15 protein-coding genes are annotated in these 18162 nt (G+C 59.5%); 6 read left to right on the top strand and 9 right to left on the bottom strand.

Annotation, left to right across the window (positions count from 1 at the left end; all coding sequences use genetic code 11):
- Positions 1 to 41: 41 nt before the first annotated feature.
- The 3 genes from AC0ZWN_RS06370 to AC0ZWN_RS06360 all read right to left on the bottom strand — a co-directional run bounded on the left by AC0ZWN_RS06370 (position 42) and on the right by AC0ZWN_RS06360 (position 3291).
- Positions 42 to 788, bottom strand: coding sequence for a 2OG-Fe dioxygenase family protein (locus AC0ZWN_RS06370; RefSeq protein ID WP_034151909.1), 747 nt, complete (start codon positions 786 to 788; stop codon positions 42 to 44).
- A gap of 232 nt (positions 789 to 1020) precedes the next feature.
- Positions 1021 to 2325, bottom strand: coding sequence for an OprD family porin (locus AC0ZWN_RS06365; protein WP_093430007.1), 1305 nt, complete (start codon positions 2323 to 2325; stop codon positions 1021 to 1023).
- Positions 2326 to 2622: 297 nt separating this feature from the next.
- Entirely contained in the window at positions 2623 to 3291 is a 669-nt protein-coding gene (locus tag AC0ZWN_RS06360) for a DsbA family protein (RefSeq protein WP_460089521.1), read from the bottom strand.
- Positions 3292 to 3547: 256 nt separating this feature from the next.
- On the opposite strand from AC0ZWN_RS06360, the gene AC0ZWN_RS06355 reads away from it, so the two are divergent.
- Positions 3548 to 5641 carry a TonB-dependent receptor gene (locus tag AC0ZWN_RS06355; protein ID WP_476334448.1) on the top strand — a complete coding sequence of 698 codons (2094 nt, stop codon included), beginning with the start codon at positions 3548 to 3550 and terminating at the stop codon, positions 5639 to 5641.
- Positions 5642 to 5830: 189 nt separating this feature from the next.
- Here the strand turns inward: AC0ZWN_RS06355 and AC0ZWN_RS06350 are convergent, their stop codons facing one another.
- From AC0ZWN_RS06350 to AC0ZWN_RS06335, 4 genes are all read right to left on the bottom strand, one after another.
- On the bottom strand, positions 5831 to 6043 hold the full coding sequence (locus AC0ZWN_RS06350) for a hypothetical protein (RefSeq protein WP_008080512.1): 213 nt from the start codon (positions 6041 to 6043) through the stop codon (positions 5831 to 5833).
- 245 nt (positions 6044 to 6288) lie between these two features.
- Positions 6289 to 7395 carry an agmatine deiminase gene (gene aguA / locus AC0ZWN_RS06345; RefSeq protein ID WP_476334447.1) on the bottom strand — a complete coding sequence of 369 codons (1107 nt, stop codon included), beginning with the start codon at positions 7393 to 7395 and terminating at the stop codon, positions 6289 to 6291.
- 5 nt (positions 7396 to 7400) lie between these two features.
- Positions 7401 to 8279: an N-carbamoylputrescine amidase gene (gene aguB, locus AC0ZWN_RS06340; protein WP_476334446.1), complete on the bottom strand. Its 879-nt coding sequence runs from the start codon at positions 8277 to 8279 to the stop codon at positions 7401 to 7403.
- Positions 8280 to 8583: 304 nt separating this feature from the next.
- Positions 8584 to 11496 (bottom strand): aminotransferase, encoded by a 2913-nt coding sequence (locus tag AC0ZWN_RS06335; protein ID WP_476334445.1) that lies wholly within the window; start codon positions 11494 to 11496, stop codon positions 8584 to 8586.
- A 212-nt stretch (positions 11497 to 11708) separates the two neighbouring features.
- Between AC0ZWN_RS06335 and AC0ZWN_RS06330 the strand changes: the two genes are divergently transcribed.
- From AC0ZWN_RS06330 to AC0ZWN_RS06310, 5 genes are all read left to right on the top strand, one after another.
- The gene (locus AC0ZWN_RS06330; protein WP_099757728.1) at positions 11709 to 12233 is read left to right on the top strand and encodes a DUF3916 domain-containing protein; all 525 of its coding nucleotides are present in this window, start codon (positions 11709 to 11711) and stop codon (positions 12231 to 12233) included.
- A gap of 83 nt (positions 12234 to 12316) precedes the next feature.
- Entirely contained in the window at positions 12317 to 12862 is a 546-nt protein-coding gene (gene rfbC / locus AC0ZWN_RS06325; protein ID WP_476334443.1) for a dTDP-4-dehydrorhamnose 3,5-epimerase, read from the top strand.
- A gap of 42 nt (positions 12863 to 12904) precedes the next feature.
- Positions 12905 to 14713 carry a sensor histidine kinase gene (locus tag AC0ZWN_RS06320; RefSeq protein ID WP_095047127.1) on the top strand — a complete coding sequence of 603 codons (1809 nt, stop codon included), beginning with the start codon at positions 12905 to 12907 and terminating at the stop codon, positions 14711 to 14713.
- On the top strand, positions 14710 to 16095 hold the full coding sequence (locus tag AC0ZWN_RS06315) for a sigma-54-dependent transcriptional regulator (RefSeq protein WP_476334442.1): 1386 nt from the start codon (positions 14710 to 14712) through the stop codon (positions 16093 to 16095). Before AC0ZWN_RS06320 ends, AC0ZWN_RS06315 begins: the two co-directional genes overlap by 4 nt.
- Entirely contained in the window at positions 16092 to 16547 is a 456-nt protein-coding gene (locus AC0ZWN_RS06310; protein ID WP_186620734.1) for a YiiD C-terminal domain-containing protein, read from the top strand. The genes AC0ZWN_RS06315 and AC0ZWN_RS06310 overlap by 4 nt, the downstream gene beginning before the upstream one ends.
- A 205-nt stretch (positions 16548 to 16752) precedes the next feature.
- Here AC0ZWN_RS06310 and cysQ read toward each other — a convergent pair whose 3' ends face one another.
- Together cysQ and nudE are read right to left on the bottom strand one after the other, a co-directional pair.
- On the bottom strand, positions 16753 to 17580 hold the full coding sequence (gene cysQ, locus AC0ZWN_RS06305; protein WP_476334440.1) for a 3'(2'),5'-bisphosphate nucleotidase CysQ: 828 nt from the start codon (positions 17578 to 17580) through the stop codon (positions 16753 to 16755).
- A gap of 11 nt (positions 17581 to 17591) precedes the next feature.
- Positions 17592 to 18158, bottom strand: coding sequence for an ADP compounds hydrolase NudE (nudE, locus tag AC0ZWN_RS06300; RefSeq protein ID WP_034151897.1), 567 nt, complete (start codon positions 18156 to 18158; stop codon positions 17592 to 17594).
- Positions 18159 to 18162: the final 4 nt, after the last annotated feature.

The following is an 18162-nucleotide window of genomic DNA, read 5'->3' as shown; positions in this document are numbered from 1 at the left end:
CTGGCGTCGAACATTCGACGCCGTCGATTGGGGTGATCTGATTAGCGAACAATGTCGAAAGCGGTCCCGGGCCGCGAGAAGGAGATCGCCAGAATCTGCCGGTACGCCATCGCATGGGTGTGCGTGTTGCGGGCCGGGGTCACGTAGTGGCGCATGTCACGATCGAGGAAGTAGGTGGTGTCGAGAATTTCCTGGTAAGTGGTCGACGCCAGTTGATGCTCGTGGATGTCGTACAAACGACTCTCCGCGCCCTCGACATTATTGCGACCCCAGAAGTGCACACCGCTGAACGGATAGCCATCGCAGTGAATGCCTTCAGGGGTGATTTCCAGTTGCTTGCCGGGTTTGATTTCGATGCGGATCTGATGGATCTGGCACTGCCAGATTTCATCGTGCAGCTCTTCCGGCAGTACGCTTTTGTACACTTCGAAATCGGTGTCGATCAGGCTGCGCATCACCGGCGAAGTAATCACTTCATCGGAGAAGTCCTGAAAGTGTCGCACCAGGCCGCCAACATAGGCGTTGTTCTCTTTCGACTGCACGTAGGCGCGATGCTCGAGTTGCTTGAGCTCGCGGGTTTTCGGGTTGTACTCAAAGTCGCTGTAACGACGGTAACGCATGCCGGCTTCGGCCTGACCGTAGTAGCTGTCAGGCTCCATGTTTTCCCAACTTTTGGTCAGTCTGACGAAGTCGGCAAAATGACCGTAGAGATTGAAGTCACCACCCTGGACGTTGACATATTTGTCGCGCCGTAGCGATTCGCCCACTTCTCTGTTCAAAACGATCATTACCAAATTCTCCGCTGCGTTGAACGGCCTAATCTATTAGGTGGAGAATTTGCGTCCATGAGAAAGAATTTCAGGCATTTAAAGCACTGTTTGAAACGGCGTTTGCAGGCGCTTAAAAACAACTTTTACATGACAAAAACACGGGTTTTTTCCGGTTTTCATCGAATAACCGTCGAAAAAAAACCCCGAACCAGTCGGGGTTTTTCTCATGTTTCTTACACTGGATCAGGCATCAGAAGATGTTGATCGGGTAATCCACGAAAACGCGCAGTTCGTTACCGCTGACGTTGTACTCGCTGGATTTCTGCGAAACACGCAGGATCGAGCTGCGCAGTTTCACGCTCAGGTCTTTGGCCGGGCCAGACTGCACGACGTATTTGAACTGGTTGAAGATCTCACGCTCGGTGCCGCCTTCGCTGGTGGACGTGGTGATGTTGTCGCCACGCACATAAGCGAAGTTGTAGCTCAGGCCCGGTACGCCGAATGCGCCGAAGTCGAGACCGTAGCCCAACTGCCAGCTGCGTTCGTCTTCAGCGTTGAAGTCGGACCAGTAGGAGTTGGCCAGGTAGATGGAGTTACCACCGTCACCGACGCGGTGTTGATCTTTCTGGTAACCGCCATAGGCGTAGCCCAGGTTGCTGTCGCCGGTGGAGCGCTGGTGCGCCACGGTGAACGAGTGCGGGCCAGTGGCGAATGTCGCGGCCAGGCTCCAGATCTTGTTGTCGCGACCGGTCACGATGCTTTCGCCCGGAACGGTGTTTTCGCGAACGTACGAGCTGTCGAGCTTGGTGCGATAGCCGTTGAAGTCCAGGGTCAGCGACTGATCCTTGTTGAACGGCAACACGTAGTTGGCGTTCACGTATTGTTTCTTCAATACGTCTTCGACGTCGGAAGCGTACAACGCACCTTTGAAGTTCTCGGTGAACTGGTAGCTACCACCCAACACGTTGATCGACTTCAGACCACCGCTGTCACGGCCTTCATCGCTCTTGCGCGATTCGGCGGTGAAACGACCGGCGTTCAGTTCCAGGCCTTTGATCTCTTTGGAAGTGATCAGGGTACCGGTGTAGCTTTCCGGCAGCAGACGCACATTGTCGTAGCTCAGCACCGGCAGGGCCGGCATCTGGTCGCCGTAGGTCAACACGGTGTTGGAGAAGCGGAACTTCACCGCTGCACCGCCCTTCGCTATGTCATGGTTCGCGCGACCGTCATTTTCCTGCTTGAAGAAATCGATACCACCGGCGCCGCTGCGGCCCTTGCCGCCGTCCAGACGCAGTGCGTACAGACCGAAAGCGTCGACGCCGACACCCACGGTGCCTTGGGTGAAACCGGACGAGAACGTACCGATGGCCGCTTGGCCCCACTCGGCTTTGTCTTTGTTGCCGTCTTTGTAATCACGATTGATGTAGGCATTGCGCAGCAGCACTTTGAGGCTACTGTCTTCAACAAAACCCTTGGACTCGGCCTGGTCGTTAGCCATGGCCTGAGTGGCGCTCAACATCCCCAGTGCGATCAAACTGATTCGCTTGTTCAACATTTTGTTTTCCTTATTACGGGTTGAAACGCGCTGTGTCGAACGGCGGAAACGGCGCTTTTGCACTCTTTTATTCACCCCGAAACAAAAAGACCCGCCCACGACGATGTCATGGCGGGCCTGCTCCTTATTTTGAGTCATGGCGGTTGGCCACAGGCGTTGGGCCGAATCGTAGCCGCGCCCTGAACAATGTGTCAATTTCAAGAATCGTCTTTAAATAGGTAAAAATCGTCTAAGAAACGTAAATTTTGCGCTGACTCCTTGCTGGGAAATGCAAACAGCCAGTGAATCCAGCGCGTATTAGGCGCAACCATCGATAGAACAAAATGCAGAAGTTTTACCGGTTTCATCGACGACGATTGCCTGTTGCAACCAATCGGCAAATGCCTGCGGCTTGCCCAGCCAGGGGCTGATGTCGATCAACTGGAACGTGCCGTTCTGCTCCAGAGCAATCGTTGGAAAACCCTGACCACCCAATTGAGCCAAAAACTGGCGACTGGCTTTTATATGCCCCTCGCTATCAACGGACTCAAACGCAAGGTGGAAATCTTCCTGCGCATAGCCCATCTGCATCGCCAATTCCAACAGCACGGCTGAATCGGCAATGCGTCGCCCTTCCACATAGTGCGCCGTCTGCAACCGCCCCAGCAGGCGCAAACCGCCGCCGTCGATGGCTTCAGCCGCCATGACCGCAGCAATCGCTGGCGTCGAATCGAACACCGCTGAGTGATCACGCAGCAAACCTTCGAAATAGGCCTCGCCAAACGGCTGGCCGGTGTATTCGGCAATGCGTCGGTCATGGGGCATGACGTAATTGCGCAGTTGCGGGGAAACACGCTGGCGATTGGCGCCACTCATCATTCCGCCGGCATGGGCATTCACCGGCAACACTGACTGTGCCGCTTCCACCAGCGGCTTGGCGCCGTAACACCAGCCACACAGCGGATCGTAGATGTAGTGAAGAATCATGGGAAAAACTCCGGCAGAAAGTCAGGAAAATCGATGGCGGCAGATTAGTCCTCGCACTCTTGCGGAAAAACGCCGGAATGGCTTTCAGTCTGTTTCATGAATCGGTCGAATGATTCGTCCAGTCAGATTGTGTCGGTTAGGACACAAATTGAAACAATCAGCCAAGGGAACTTATAAGGAATAATTAACGAAAGTAAATGCAAAGCATTACCATTCGCACGATCGAATTCTTCCACCCTTTCGGATGCGCTGTTCAATGCCTGCCCCGTTCCGTCTTACGCCCGCCACCCTTGGGCTTTCTGCTTTTCTGTCCAGCGGTTTTGCCTACTCCGCGACCGAGTTACCCGCCACCGCGATCAGCGCCGAAGCGCAAGCCGATGACCCTCGGGTGAAGCTCAGCAGCACCGCGACTCGGACCTCGACGCCCGTACGTTATGTGCCGCAGGCGATCGATTCGATCAAGACCTCGAACGTCGCCAGCTACGGCACCAATGACATCGGCGACGCGTTGAGCGGCATGCCTAACGTCAGCAGCAGCGCCGACACCCGTTTCGACAGCCTGCGCATCCGCGGCTTCGACGCGAGCAACGATTTCTATCTGGATGGCATCCGCGACGACAGCCAATACAAGCGCGACTTGCACAATATTGAACGCGTCGAAGTGCTCAAAGGCCCGGCCGCCGTACTATATGGCCGTGGCAGTCAGGGCGGGATCGTCAACCGCGTGAGCAAGATGCCGGAGTTCGGCCGTCGCTCGACCATCGAGGCCCAGGCTGGCAGCGAAGATTTGCGCAGCCTTTACGCTGACCTAAGCAGCGACCCGAGCGAAAACATCAGCCTGCGCCTGAACATGGGCAACATGGATGAAAACAGCTTCCGCGACGGTGTCAGTGGCAATCGCCAATTGTTCGCGCCGTCGATGAGCTGGCAACTGACGCCGGACCTGAACTGGCTGGTGCAGTACGAATACAGCCGCTACAACCGCACCCCGGATCGCGGCATCCCCGGCATCAACGGGCGCCCGGCCGATGTCGGGCGCGATACGACCTACGGCAACGATCACGATTTCATCGACGACAAGTCGCAATCGCTGCGCTCGAAACTCACTTATGAAATCAATGACAACTGGCAACTGCGCCAGACCCTCGGCGTGTTCAAGCTCGACAGTGATTTCGACAACACGTACCTCACCGGTTACACGCCGGCGACCAACAAGGTCACGCGCCAGCATTGGCAGCAGGATCTGACCACTCGCAACGTCTATAACAACGTTGAGCTTGAGGGCGGATTCGATACCTTGGGCCTTGAGCATCGCCTGCTCACTGGCATCGAGATCGGCAGCCAGCGCCGCGACCCGACGCTGTACAACGCGGCCACTGGCAGAACCCCGGGAGCGCAGCCCGTACCGTCGCTCGACCTGTACAACCCGAACCGTGATCTGCGCCACACCGGCAGCATGCAGGTCTCCAGCAGCAGCCACACCGAAGTCGAAAGCCGTGCAGTGTACGTGCAGGATCAACTGCGCCTGAACGACCAATGGCAAGTGCTCGCCGGTCTGCGTTACGACACTTTCGATATCGAGTCGACCAACAAGCTGCGCAACATCTCCGAAGATCGCGACAGCCACAGCACCAGCCCGCGCGTCGGCCTGGTCTGGACGCCGCTACAAAACCATTCGTTCTACGCCTCGTGGTCGAAGACGTTTTCGCCGGTGGGCGGTGGCTTGATCGGCATCACTCCGGGTGCGGCCGGCAACACCAACGACCTCAGTCCCGAGCTGACCAAGCAGAAAGAAATCGGCGTGAAAAGCGACTGGCTCGATGACCGCTTGAGCACCACGCTGGCGATCTACGATCTGGAACTCTACAACCGCCGCACCACTGATCCAAACGATCCGACCCTGACGGTGATGTCAGGTTTGCAACGCTCGCGCGGGATCGAATTGACGGCCACCGGCAATCTCGTCGGCAACTGGTACATGCGCGGTGGCGTCGGTCTGCAGGATGCGAAGATCGAGAAGGACAACAACGGCCTGGAAGGCAAACGCATCAACAACGTTGCCAAGCATAACGGCAGCCTGTTCCTGACCTGGAAACCGGAGATGGGCTGGTACGGCGAAACCGGCCTGACCCTGGTTGGCCAACGCTATGCCGATAACGCCAACACCACCGTGTTGCCGGGTTACGGCCGCTGGGATGCCCTGGTCGGTTACCGCTTCAAGGATTGGGATTTACGCGCGGCGCTGAACAACATCACCGATCGTGAGTACTACGCGTCCGCGACCAGCCAGTATCAAATCCAACCGGGTGCACCACGTAGCGTCGTAATGACCGGCACCTACAGCTTCTGATTTCACACCAATCCTGTGGGAGCGAGCTTGATCGCGAATGCGGTGGGTCATTCAACGACGATGTTGACTGACCGGACGCTTTCGCGAGCAAGCTCGCTCCCACAGGTGCAGTGTTCACAAAGATTTTGTGTCGTGCATAAAAAAGCGCCGCCATCCCGGCAGCGCTTTCACCAATCCCTGTTGTGCTTCTTATCCTTCCATCACAGCCCACAATGCTTCCAGTTCGGCCTCGCTGAACAGGCCAGCGGGGTAACGCTCGATCATCATCCGGCGCGGATCAGGTTCCCTGATCTGACGCGTTCCATTGGACTTCAACCAGTGCGCGACAATCTGGAGCGATTCGCCGTTTACGGCCATGGGATGCAACGTCCGCTCGCTGACTACGTTCACTTCGGCGTTCATTTCAGCGCTCTCTCCCCGTTCGTGAGCGGCTACGTTATCCAAGGTTTATGACAGAACTGTTGAAGTTCTCCCCCTCCCTAGTGCACGGGTGATGAATACAAGAGCTATGCCAATGTTTCTTAGTTGTCGACAAGCGGATACAAAGAAGCCCGCGGTCCTGTCGGGCTGCGGGCCTCAGTTGATGCATAGCGAGCTAATCATTACCCGGCTGATTTGTTAATCAACTCAAGGTGTTACGACTCAACTCACTCTTTGTGCGGCGCGGGTTGCTGTTGGGTAAGGCAATGGATATTGCCGCCACCCAGTAACAGTTCGCGACCCGGCACCATCACCACTTCGTGCTGCGGGAACAGCTTCTGCAGGATTTCCTTGGCCGGCGCGTCCATTGGATCGTCGAAGCTCGGCGCGATGATGCCGCCGTTGACGATCAGGAAGTTCACGTAGGAACCCGCCAGGCGCACAGACGGATTGCGTTCCTGCGTGCCGTCCACCGGATCGACACCGGCGCACTCTTCTTCTGTCGCGTAAAGCGGCCCCGGAATCGGCATTTTGTGCACCGTGAACGGGCGGCCCTTGGCGTCAGTGCTGCTTTGCAGAACTTTCATCGCAGCCTGGCAGCGCGGGTAGTTCGGATCCTGCGGATCGTCGGTCCACGCCAGCAACACTTCGCCCGGACGCACGTAGCAGCAGAAGTTATCCACATGGCCGTCAGTTTCGTCGTTGAACAAACCGTCCGGCAGCCAGATGATTTTATCCACAGCCAGATTGGCGCTCAGTACCGCTTCAATCTCTTCGCGGCCCAGGTGCGGGTTGCGATTGCGGTTGAGCAGGCATTCTTCGGTGGTGATCAGCGTGCCTTCGCCGTCGACGTGAATCGAGCCGCCTTCAAGCACGAAACCTTCAGTGCGGTAACGCGGGCTGCGCTCGATCTCGAGGATCTTGCCGCCGACCTGCGAATCGCGATTCCACGGCGAATACAAACCGCCGTCGAAACCTCCCCAGGCGTTGAAGTCCCAGTTCACGCCGCGCACTTCGCCGCTGTTGTTGATGACGAAAGTCGGGCCGCTGTCGCGTACCCAAGCGTCATCGCTGGACATCTCGACCACGCGGATATTCGGCACGTCGAGGCGCACGCGGGCGTTTTCATACTGGCCGGCGGACACGGCCACGGTGACCGGTTCAAAACGCGCAATAGCCTTGGCCACCGCAGCATGTGCGGCTTGCGCCGGTTTGCCGCCCAGACGCCAGTTGTCCGGGCGCTCGGGCCAGATCATCCAGGTCTGCGTTTGCGGCGCCCACTCGGCCGGCATGTGAAAGCCGTCGGCGCGCGGGGTACTTTTCAAAGTTGTCATCGGGATCAGGACTCCAGGGAACCGTCGAGGGTTTTCAACGCGCCGTACAGGTTCGGACGGCGGTCACGGAATGAACCCCACGCGCTGCGAATGTGTTCGAGCTCGTCGAGGTTGAAAGTGTGCACAAGAATACCTTCTTCGGTTTTATTCAGCTCCTGCACTTTTTCGCCGAACTGGTTGGCGATGAACGAAGAGCCGTAGAACGTGATGTCGTAGCCGTCCTGTTCTTCGTTGCCGATGCGGTTGCTGGCGATCAGCGGCATCAGGTTGGCGCCGGCATGACCCTGTTGCACGCGCTGCCAGTGATCGCGCGACGAAATGGTCTTGTCGTGCGGCTCACTGCCGATCGCGGTTGGGTAAAACAGAATTTCCGCGCCTTGCAGGGCCATGCTGCGCGCAGCTTCCGGGAACCACTGGTCCCAGCAAATGCCCACGCCGATTTTCGCGTAACGGGTGTTCCACACCTTGAAACCGGTGTCGCCCGGGTTGAAGTAATACTTCTCGTGGTAGCCCGGGCCATCCGGGATGTGACTTTTACGATAAATCCCGAGGTTGCTGCCGTCGGCATCGATGATCGCGATGCTGTTGAAGCGCGTACGGCCGGCCAGCTCATAGAAGCTGATCGGCAGCACCACTTGCAGCTCTTTGGCGATTTTCTGGAAATGTTTGATCGCGACGTTTTCTTCCACCGTCGTCGCCAGTTGCAGATAGTCCGGGTTCGGCTTCTGGCAGAAGTACGGCGCCTCGAACAGCTCCTGAATCAAGATGATCTGCGCGCCTTTGGCGGCGGCTTCGCGCACCAGTCTTTCAGCGATTTCGAGGTTGGCTTCCAGATCCCAGGAACAGGCCATCTGAGTGGCGGCAACGGTAACGATACGGCTCATGAATCATCTCCGGGCAGTTGCTTTGACGGCCGGAAATTCGGCCGAAAAGAAAACGCGCGCACCGGACATGAGATCGCCATGCCGGAGCAATGGCGACTTTATAGCCGATAAATATCGGCTTTAGAAGCTTGAAAAATGCCTTTCGTCTAAATAATCCAGATAAAAGCCGATACAAATCGAACTAACAACCCAAGAAAATGTGGGAGCGAGCTTGCTCGCGAATACGGCGTGTCAGGAACTGAATAAGGTGACTGACACACCGCTTTCGCGAGCAAGCTCGCTCCCACAGGGGATTGGCTGCGTTTTACAGGCCCTCGGTTAGGACTTGATCAAGCATATCGACAAAGAAATCCACACTCTGACGCGACGTCACCATCGGCGGTTTGATCTTCAGAATGTTCAGATCATCCCCGGTCGGCTGCATGAAAATCCCCAACTCACGCAAGCGATCACACAGCAACACCGTCTCCTCGGTCGCCGGCTCCAGCGTCTCGCGATTGCGAATCAGCTCAAGTCCCAGATAGAACCCGGAACCGTGCACCGCGCCCACCAATGGATGTTTATCGATCAACGCTTCCAGACGCGCCTTGAAGTGGCCACCGACCACCTGCGCGTTCTCCCAGAGTTTTTCTTCTGCCATGACATCGAGCACCGCCATGCCGATCTGACAACTGACCGGACTGCCGCCCGCCGACGAGAAGAAATAGCCCTCGGCCTCCAGCGCCTCGGCAATTTCCCGTCGCGTGATCACCGCGCCCAGCGGCTGACCGTTGCCCATACCCTTGGCCATGCAGATGATGTCCGGCACCACACCCTGCTCTTCAAAGCCCCAGAAGAAGTGGCCCATGCGCCCGTAACCGACCTGCACTTCGTCGGCGATGCACACGCCGCCCTGCGCGCGCACCAGCGCGTATACCTGCTGGAGATATCCCGGCGGCAGCGAGATACCGCCGGCATTGCCATACACCGGCTCGCAGATAAACCCGGCCAGTTGGCGCTTCTGTTCGGCAAGTTTCGCCAGGTGATGCTCAACACTGCGCACGTAATCCGGCGCCGAATCGAGACCACGGAATTCACCGCGATAAGTGTTTGGCGCAGGCACCGGATGCACCCAGTCCGGTCGGCTTTCCAGGGCTTTCGGGTTGTCGGCGATTGACGTTGATACCGCATCGGCGCCGACCGTCCAGCCGTGATAGGCCTCAAGCACGCTGATCATGTCGCGCCCGCCGCTGTAGGCCCAGGCCAGACGAATCGCCAGGTCATTGGCCTCGCTGCCGCTGTTGACCAGAAACACCCGGTCCATGCCTTCCGGCGCCAATTTCAGCAAGCGCTCGGAAAACTCCGCCACCGCCGCATAGTTGAATCGCGAGTTGGTGTTGAGCAGCGACCACTGCCGCGCCGCCACTGCCGCCATGCGCGGGTGGCCGTGACCGAGCACGGCAACGTTGTTGAGCATGTCGAGGTAGGAGCGGCCCTGCATGTCGATCAGGTGATTACGCCAGCCGCGTTCAATGCGCGGCGGATCAACGTAGTAGTGTTTCTGCGTGCGGGCGAAACTGGCATCGCGGCGTTCGAGCAGGGTTTTTGCGTCCAGCTCCGGCTCGGCATCGCAGGCCAGTCCTAACAACGCCGCTGGCGACGGGCACAGGGCCTGCCACGCTGCTGCATGCGCAGGGGTGCAAAACAACGGCGCATTGATCTGCGCGCCCCGGCACAACTGCACCCGTAATGGGCCGCTGACTGCGCCCAGCACCTGGCCTTTGACCAGCGCCGCGCCGCTGTGCAGCGAAGGTGTCACGCCCCACAGGCGCACGCTGAGTTGCGGGCCATCCAGTTGCAGCACACCGTCTGCTGGCTGATGCACGACGCCAGCGAACGGCGCTTCCACGGCGGTACCATCGGGCACGCGCAATTCCACGTGCAGCGGGAAGGTATCCGGTTCAACGGCGCTGTCGGGACGGGTGCGCGACAAACGGTACTGACCATAACGGCTTGCCGCCAAACCATGGGCCGCCGCCGCTTCGTTCAACAGGTGCTGATCGATGCCGGCCTGCTCCCAGTTGCCGGCCTCGAAATGCGGGCTGAGGACACCGAGATCGATCAGGGCAAATTCACGTCCGACCAGACCGGGCAGCAAGGGCGCAAAACCTTCGCTATCGATCACCGGCAATGCGTGACCGACGGCAGTGAGGATCGCCGCTTCCATGAGTGCCTGTGGCACCGATGTCGCTACGCGGAAGATTTCCCACTCATGGCTTAGGTTGTCACGGCTGTAGGTATTCGCGGGGTCGATGCTGACCTGTTGCTCGCCACTGAGCACCAGCACCGCCGCGCGCGCGACAATCAATGGCCACAGCGCTTGCAGCTCTTCATGTTGCAACGGGTTGACCGCGTGGTAGGCCTGCACCGCCGGCAGGATGACAAACGGATCGCCACCAGCGTGATGCAGCAACGCCGCACAGGTCACCGACAGATCGGTGATGCGCCAGGTGCGCACCAGATCGCCAAAGTCGATCACGCCCTGCAACTGCCAGTGACGCAGGGCATCGCGCGCCCAGACGGCGTTGTCGTCGGTGATGTCCATGTGGATCGCCTGCACCGGCAGCTTGCCCTGCAACGGCTGCAAGCGGCGCTCGGCTTGTTCGGCCGCATCGGCAATCAATATGCGTTGCTGCTCATCCTTGATCACCGGCAGCAGATGGCTGATCAGGGCACTGGCGTGACGGGCATCCCACTGCAACGTGCGCTCAAGGCCCGGGTGATCGAACCCGGCCAGCGCCAGATCCATCTCACCGCAGAGCCGGCCAAACCCCGCCACCACGTCGCGCCCCAAGTATTCGAGATGCGTGAGCGGCTGGCCCTCGATGTAATCCAGCAGCCGCACATGGACGGCTTCGCCGCCGACCTCGAGTGACAGCAGATCCTCGCCGTTATTGGCCGCGATCACCCGCGGCACCGTCACCGCCGAGTGCTCGGCCAGATACTTGAGCCCGGCATGCTGGGCTTGCAGCTCCACCAGGGCGTAATCGCCACGGCAGATTTTCAGCACGAACCGACCGCGCGGACTGTCGACGCGAAAATTCAGATCCTGCTGGCTGCCGAGCGCCTGCAGCCTGCCGCTGAGCCCGTAATGCTCCGCCAGCCATTGCTGGGCCTGCTCTGCAGAAACCTGCGGGCTGGGCAAACTGGCGCGATGAATCAACGTGGCGAGCGGCATGAAACGACCCCTGTAATTTTATTAGGCGCCTATATCGCCATTGCTTTTGGCGAGACGCAACCCCTTATACCAACTCCCGACCGGATCAAGGGCACATCACTGTGACGGCCCCCCACCAATAACTTTTCCTACAGCAATTTCAGATTGCGTTTGAACACTTCACTGTTCAACCTGCCCCCTCGAACGTTATCCGCACGGAAGCAATCCGCAAAATGTCCCAGCGCCGCCTCGCCCTCTCCAACAAAAAAGTCCGCAATATCCCTCGCCGTCTACGCGCGTTAGCCGCTTGGGCTGCTGACTTCGAAGGTTACTTTCCGGCCGACCTCACCGAAGAGGAAAAATACAGCAACTGGAAAATCCCGATTCACATGTCGATGGTCCAAGGAAAACAAGCAACCGCGGATCTGCGTCGGCAGTGCGCGCAGCACTTGATCAACGCGGCGCAGCACCTGCGTATGTCCCGACCGGAAAATGCTATCGATTGCAGAGTGGTCGCCGCCATCTTATTGCCAGGAATGTTTTCCAGCGAGATATGTATCTATACCGACATGGAATATCACCGAGGTCATATCCCGCCTGCTGATAGTGAATACGTCGAAACCGGTAAGAGCCTGGCCCAGGAATGGGGACTCGTTTTACCGCCGGGCATTGGAGAGAGAGGCCTGAGCTATACCGTTGAAGATGGCGATGGCCAGACCTATGAGGAACAACGCTGGTATTTTGGCGAGGTCGACTGAATCGCCCCTTACGGTCCGCACTCGCGTTAAATGGCACTTTGCGCAAGAATGTCGACCATTCACACCTGCCTATGGAACTCCCCATGAATGTAATCACCACCGACCTGCCCGGTGTCCTGATCATCGAACCGAAGGTGTTCGGTGACGAGCGCGGCTTTTTCTACGAGAGTTTCAATGCCAAGGCGTTCCAGGACGCTACCGGTCTGGACACGCAATTCGTTCAGGACAACCACTCGCGCTCGCAAAAAGGCGTGTTGCGTGGCCTGCATTACCAGTTGCAAAACACCCAGGGCAAACTGGTCCGTGTGACCGTCGGTGAAGTGCTGGATGTGGCCGTGGATATTCGGCGCAGCTCGCCGCACTTCGGCAAATCGGTGGCTGTGCGCTTGTCGGCCGAAAATCATCGTCAACTGTGGGTGCCGGAAGGTTTTGCCCATGGTTTCGTGGTGCTGAGCGAGTTCGCTGAATTCCTCTACAAGACCACCAACTACTACGATCCATCATCCGAGCGCAGCATTCGCTGGGATGATCCCGCGCTGGGCATCGACTGGCAGCTGGACGAAGCGCCGAAGCTGTCCGCCAAGGATCAGGCTGCAACCCTGCTCAAGGACGCTGACGTCTTCGCCTGAGCCTAGGCATAATGCGCCTGACATCTCAGGCGCATCCGGCTCATGAAACCAACCCTCCCCCGCAGACCCCGCTGGCGCAGCCTCGCCCTGCTGGCCCTGTGTCTGGCGCCGCTGCTGTGGCCGCTGGAACATCTCGCCGAGCGCTATTACCGCAGTGAACTGGCCGGGCAGAACCGGCAGACCCTAGACCTGTACGTCGCCAACCTGCTGGGCACCCTGCACCGCTATGAAGTGTTGCCGCAAATTCTCGGCGACCTGCCGGCCTTGCGCGCGGTACTCGGCGCGCCAGACGACGGCGTCAGCCAAGGCAACGCCAATCGCCTGCTGAAGAACATCGCTGCACAGACCGGTGCCGAAGTCATGTACCTGATGGACACCAGCGGGCAGACGCTGGCGGCGTCGAACTGGGACAAACACGATAGTTTCGTCGGCCGCAATTTCTCGTTCCGTCCGTACTTCAGTGAAGCCATGGCCGGACGCCTCGGACGCTTTTTCGGTCTCGGCACGACCTCGGCCAAACGCGGCTACTTCTTCGCTGCCGCCGTGCGCAACGGCGAAAAAATCATCGGCGTGCTGGTGATCAAGGTCGACCTCGACCACACCGAAAGCCTGTGGGGCAAAACCCCGGAACAACTGCTGGTGACCGACCACAACGGCGTGGTCATCCTCACCTCGCGCCCGGAATGGCGCTTCCGTTCGACCCGTAACTTGAGCGACAGCGAACGCTCGGCGATCACCGCCATCCAGCCTTACCCGACCCGCGAGCCGCGCCCCCTGAACCTCAGCCCGACTGCGTGGCTGATCCAGACTCACGACATCGCCGAAACCGGCTGGAGCGTCAGCATCCTTGCCCCGCGCACGCTGATCGACCGTCCAGTGCGCACTGTGGTTGCCATCGGCGGCGCCACGCTGCTGGTGCTGATGTTGTTGCTCGGTCTGATGATGCAGCGCCGCCGCCATTATCTGGAGCGCATCGCCTTCGAGGCCAAGGCACGCCGTGAACTGGAAGGCCGCGTGGCGGAACGTACCAGCGACCTCGAAGGCCTCAACCGGCGTTTGAAGGAGGAAGTGCTGGAGCGTGAACAAGCCCAACAGGAACTGGTGCGTGCCCAGGATGACCTGGTCCAGGCCGGCAAGCTGTCGGCGCTGGGGACGATGTCAGCGAGCATCAGCCACGAACTCAATCAGCCGTTGGCAGCGATCCGCAGCTACGCGGAAAACGCCGAAGTGCTGCTCGATCATCAGCGCACCGACGATGCGCGCGGCAACCTCAAACTGATCAGCGAACTGACCGGGCGCATGGCCTCGATCATCGCCCACCTGCGCGCCTTTGCCCGCCGCGATCGCCACGCGCCGGAAAGCGTTGCCCTGCAACCGGCGCTCGACGATGCCTTGGCGCTGCTGGCCAAACGGCGTCGCAGCATGGAAGTCGAACTGATCCGCGATCTGCCAGCCGCGACTCTGTGGGTCGAGGCCGGGGAAACCCGATTGCGCCAAGTGCTCGGCAATCTGCTAGCCAACGCCCTCGACGCCCTCACCGAGAAAGGCCCGCCGCGCAAGCTCTGGCTGAGTGCCGAATCCACAGCCGAAGGCGTCAATCTGTACATTCGCGACAACGGCCCGGGCTTTTGCATGGAAGCCCTCGGCCGCGCCAGCGAGCCCTTTTACACCACCAAGACCCGCACTCAAGGCCTTGGCCTGGGGCTGGCCATTTGTGAAACGCTGATGCGCGCCTTCGGCGGTGAACTGTCGTTCGCCAACCACAAGCAAGGTGGCGCCTTGATTACCCTGCGGCTGCGCGCCGGTGCGCCCGGGGTCAGCCTGCAACCGTCCGAGGATCGAAGTGCATGACCATCGACAATCGCATTCAGGTGGTGTTGATCGACGACGATCCGCACCTGCGTCAGGCCCTCGGCCAGACCCTGGACCTGGCCGGCCTGAAAATTCTGCCGCTGTCCGAAGCCAAAGGCCTGGCCGCACAGCTTGAGCGTGACTGGCCGGGTGTGGTGGTCAGCGATATCCGCATGCCGGGCATGGACGGTCTCGAATTGCTCAGCGAACTGCACGCGCAGGATCCCGAACTACCGGTGTTGCTGATCACCGGCCACGGCGATGTACCGCTGGCGGTGCAGGCCATGCGTGCCGGCGCTTATGATTTTCTTGAAAAACCTTTCGCCAGCGATGCGCTGCTCGACAGCGTGCGCCGCGCCCTGGCCTTGCGCCGCCTGGTGCTGGACAACCGTAGCCTGCGCCTGGCCCTCAGCGATCGCAATGAGCTGAGCGCGCGGCTGGTCGGCCATTCGACCCCAATGCTGCGCCTGCGCGAGCAGATCGGCGCGCTGGCCGCGACCAAGGCTGACGTGCTGATCCTCGGCGAAACTGGCGCCGGTAAAGAAGTAGTCGCCCGCGCCTTGCACGATTTATCCAGCCGCCGAAACGGCCCGTTCGTCGCGATCAACGCCGGCGCGCTTGCCGAGTCGGTGGTGGAAAGTGAACTGTTCGGTCACGAACCCGGCGCGTTTACCGGCGCGCAAAAACGGCGGATCGGCAAATTCGAATTCGCCAATGGCGGCACATTGTTTCTCGATGAAATCGAGAGTATGAGCATGGATGTGCAGGTGAAGTTGCTGCGCATGCTGCAAGAGCGCGTGGTCGAGCGTCTGGGTGGCAATCAACTGATCCCGCTGGACATCCGCGTCATCGCCGCGACCAAGGAAGACCTGCGTCAGGCCGCTGACCAGGGCCGCTTCCGCGCCGACTTGTATTACCGCCTCAACGTCGCGCCACTGCGCATTCCGCCACTGCGTGAGCGCGGCGAAGATGCGCTGGTGCTGTTCCAGCATTACGCCGATGAAGCCAGCGCTCGCCACGGTTTGCCGCCCCATGAACTGCAACCGGCGCAACGCGCCTTGCTGCTGCGCCACACCTGGCCGGGCAACGTACGCGAACTGCAGAATGCCGCCGAACGTTTCGCCCTCGGCCTGGAATTGGCGCTGGATAACGCTGACGCCGAGGGCGGTGGCAGTACCACGGTCGAAGTCATCAATGGGGGCCTCAGCGAGCAGGTGGAAAATTTCGAGAAATCGCTGATCGCTGCTGAACTGGCGCGCTCGCACAGTTCGGTGCGCAGCCTCGCCGAAGCCTTGGGCATTCCGCGCAAGACCCTGCATGACAAGTTGCGCAAGCATGGCCTCAACTTTGGCGACAGCAGCCATGGGGACGAGAACGAATGAGTACAGACAGTCGCTATCTGGAATCGGTCCTGCATCACGATATCCCGCTGACCCGAGACATGGGCCTTAAGGTGCTCGACTGGCATGAGCAGCAACTGAGCCTGCATCTGCCACTCGACCCGAACGTCAACCACAAGAGCACGATGTTCGGTGGCAGCCTCTACTGCGGCGCGGTGCTGGCCGGGTGGGGCTGGTTGCATTTGCGCCTGAAAGAAGAAGGAATCACCGACGGGCACATTGTGATTCAGGAAGGGCAGATCAGTTATCCGCTTCCGGTGACCGGGGACGCTACGGCGATTTGCCCGGCGCCTGATGCGAAGGAGTGGAAGAGGTTTCTGGCGATGTATCGGCGTTATGGGCGGGCGCGGTTGACGTTGAATACGCGGATCGTCAATCAGGGTAGCGAAGAAGACGCCGTGACATTTACCGGGCAGTACGTTTTGCATCGCTGACAATCAAAAGCCCCTCACCCTAGCCCTCTCCCAAAGGGAGAGGGAACTGATTGGGGGATGCTTCAGAAATGCATCGACCTGAAAGCGCTTTGCTGAATCCATAATCGACCTGATCTTTCAGGTCGATGTGAGACACAAGACAACTCGGTCGGCTCCCTCTCCTGGGGGAGAGGGCTGGGGTGAGGGGGGGTTCGGATCAGCCCACTTAACCGCGAGCCAACTCCAACAATCTGGAACGCCAGGCCGCCTTGGCCGGCAATGCCAAAAAGAACTCATTGAGTAGCGATTCCCGCGCCGGATAACAGAACGCCTCCCCGCGCAGATCCAGCACCTCACCGCCCGCACCTTCCAGCACACCTTGAGCCGCCGCCGTATCCCACTGCGAAGTCGGCGCCAGTCGCGGATAGCAATCCGCCGCGCCTTCAGCCAGCAGGCAGAATTTCAGCGAGCTGCCAATATTGGCCAATTGCAACTCGCCCAGACTCGCACTCAACCCGGCGAGCAAACTTTCTTGCTCGGGACTCGAATGGCGACGGCTGGCGACTACGGTAAACGCCTCGCCCGGCCCCGGTACATTGCGCACCTGAATCGCAACCGGCGTGCCGCCCTTGTCGCAACGCCAGGCACCGAGGCCTGCGCCGCCAACGTAGAAACGACCATTGGTCGGCATCGACACCACGCCGAACACCACGCGGCCGTTTTCGATCAGCGCAATGTTGACGGTGAACTCTTCGCTGCCGCTGATAAATTCCTTGGTGCCGTCCAACGGGTCGACCAACCACCAGCGCTGCCAGCCGGCGCGCACGCTCTGAGGGATGTTGGCGTCTTCTTCCGACAACACTGGAATGCTCGGGTCCAGCGCCGTCAGCCCGGCGAGGATCAGGTGATGCGCGGCCAGATCCGCCGCCGTCACGGGCGAGTCATCGGACTTGGCCGTGACTTCAACGCCGGCGCGCCAGAATGGCAAAATCGCCTCGCCGGCCTGCAATGCCAGCTCAACGACCGGCGCCATCAACGGGTGGGGAAACGTCATCGATATCTCACTCATGCTGGAAAGAACCCGCGCTCGGTCAGCAGATCGCGGGTCAGATACAGTGCAGCCAATGCACGGCCTTCGGAAAACTGAGGATTGAGCGCCAGCGACGACAGTTCGCGCAGGTTCACTTTGTCGACACGCATCGGCTCAGGCTCGTCGCCTTCCAGACGTTCCTCGTACAAATCAGTCGCCAGGACCACCTGAATCTTCTGGCTCATGTAACCGGGCGACAGCGACAGCTCGGTCAGATGCTCCAGTTGCCGCGCGCCAAAACCGGCCTCTTCCTTGAGCTCACGCTCGGCTGCGGCCAACACATCCTCGCCCGGTTCGATCAGACCTTTGGGCAAGGACAATTCATATTCATCAGTGCCGCCGCAGTACTCTTCGACCAATACCGCGTGCTCGGCATCCAGCATCGCCACGATCATCACCGCGCCGTAGCCCGCACCTTTACCAACCAGACGTTCGTAAGTGCGTTCCACGCCGTTGGAAAAGCGCAGCTTGAGTTCTTCGACGCAAAACAGGCGACTGGTGGCGACGATCTCGCGGGCAAGTACGGTGGGTTTCTGGCGCATGCAA

This window comes from Pseudomonas sp. 3B-A001-10F, assembly GCF_056313565.1.
This window is presented reverse-complemented; position numbering and strand designations above follow the sequence as displayed.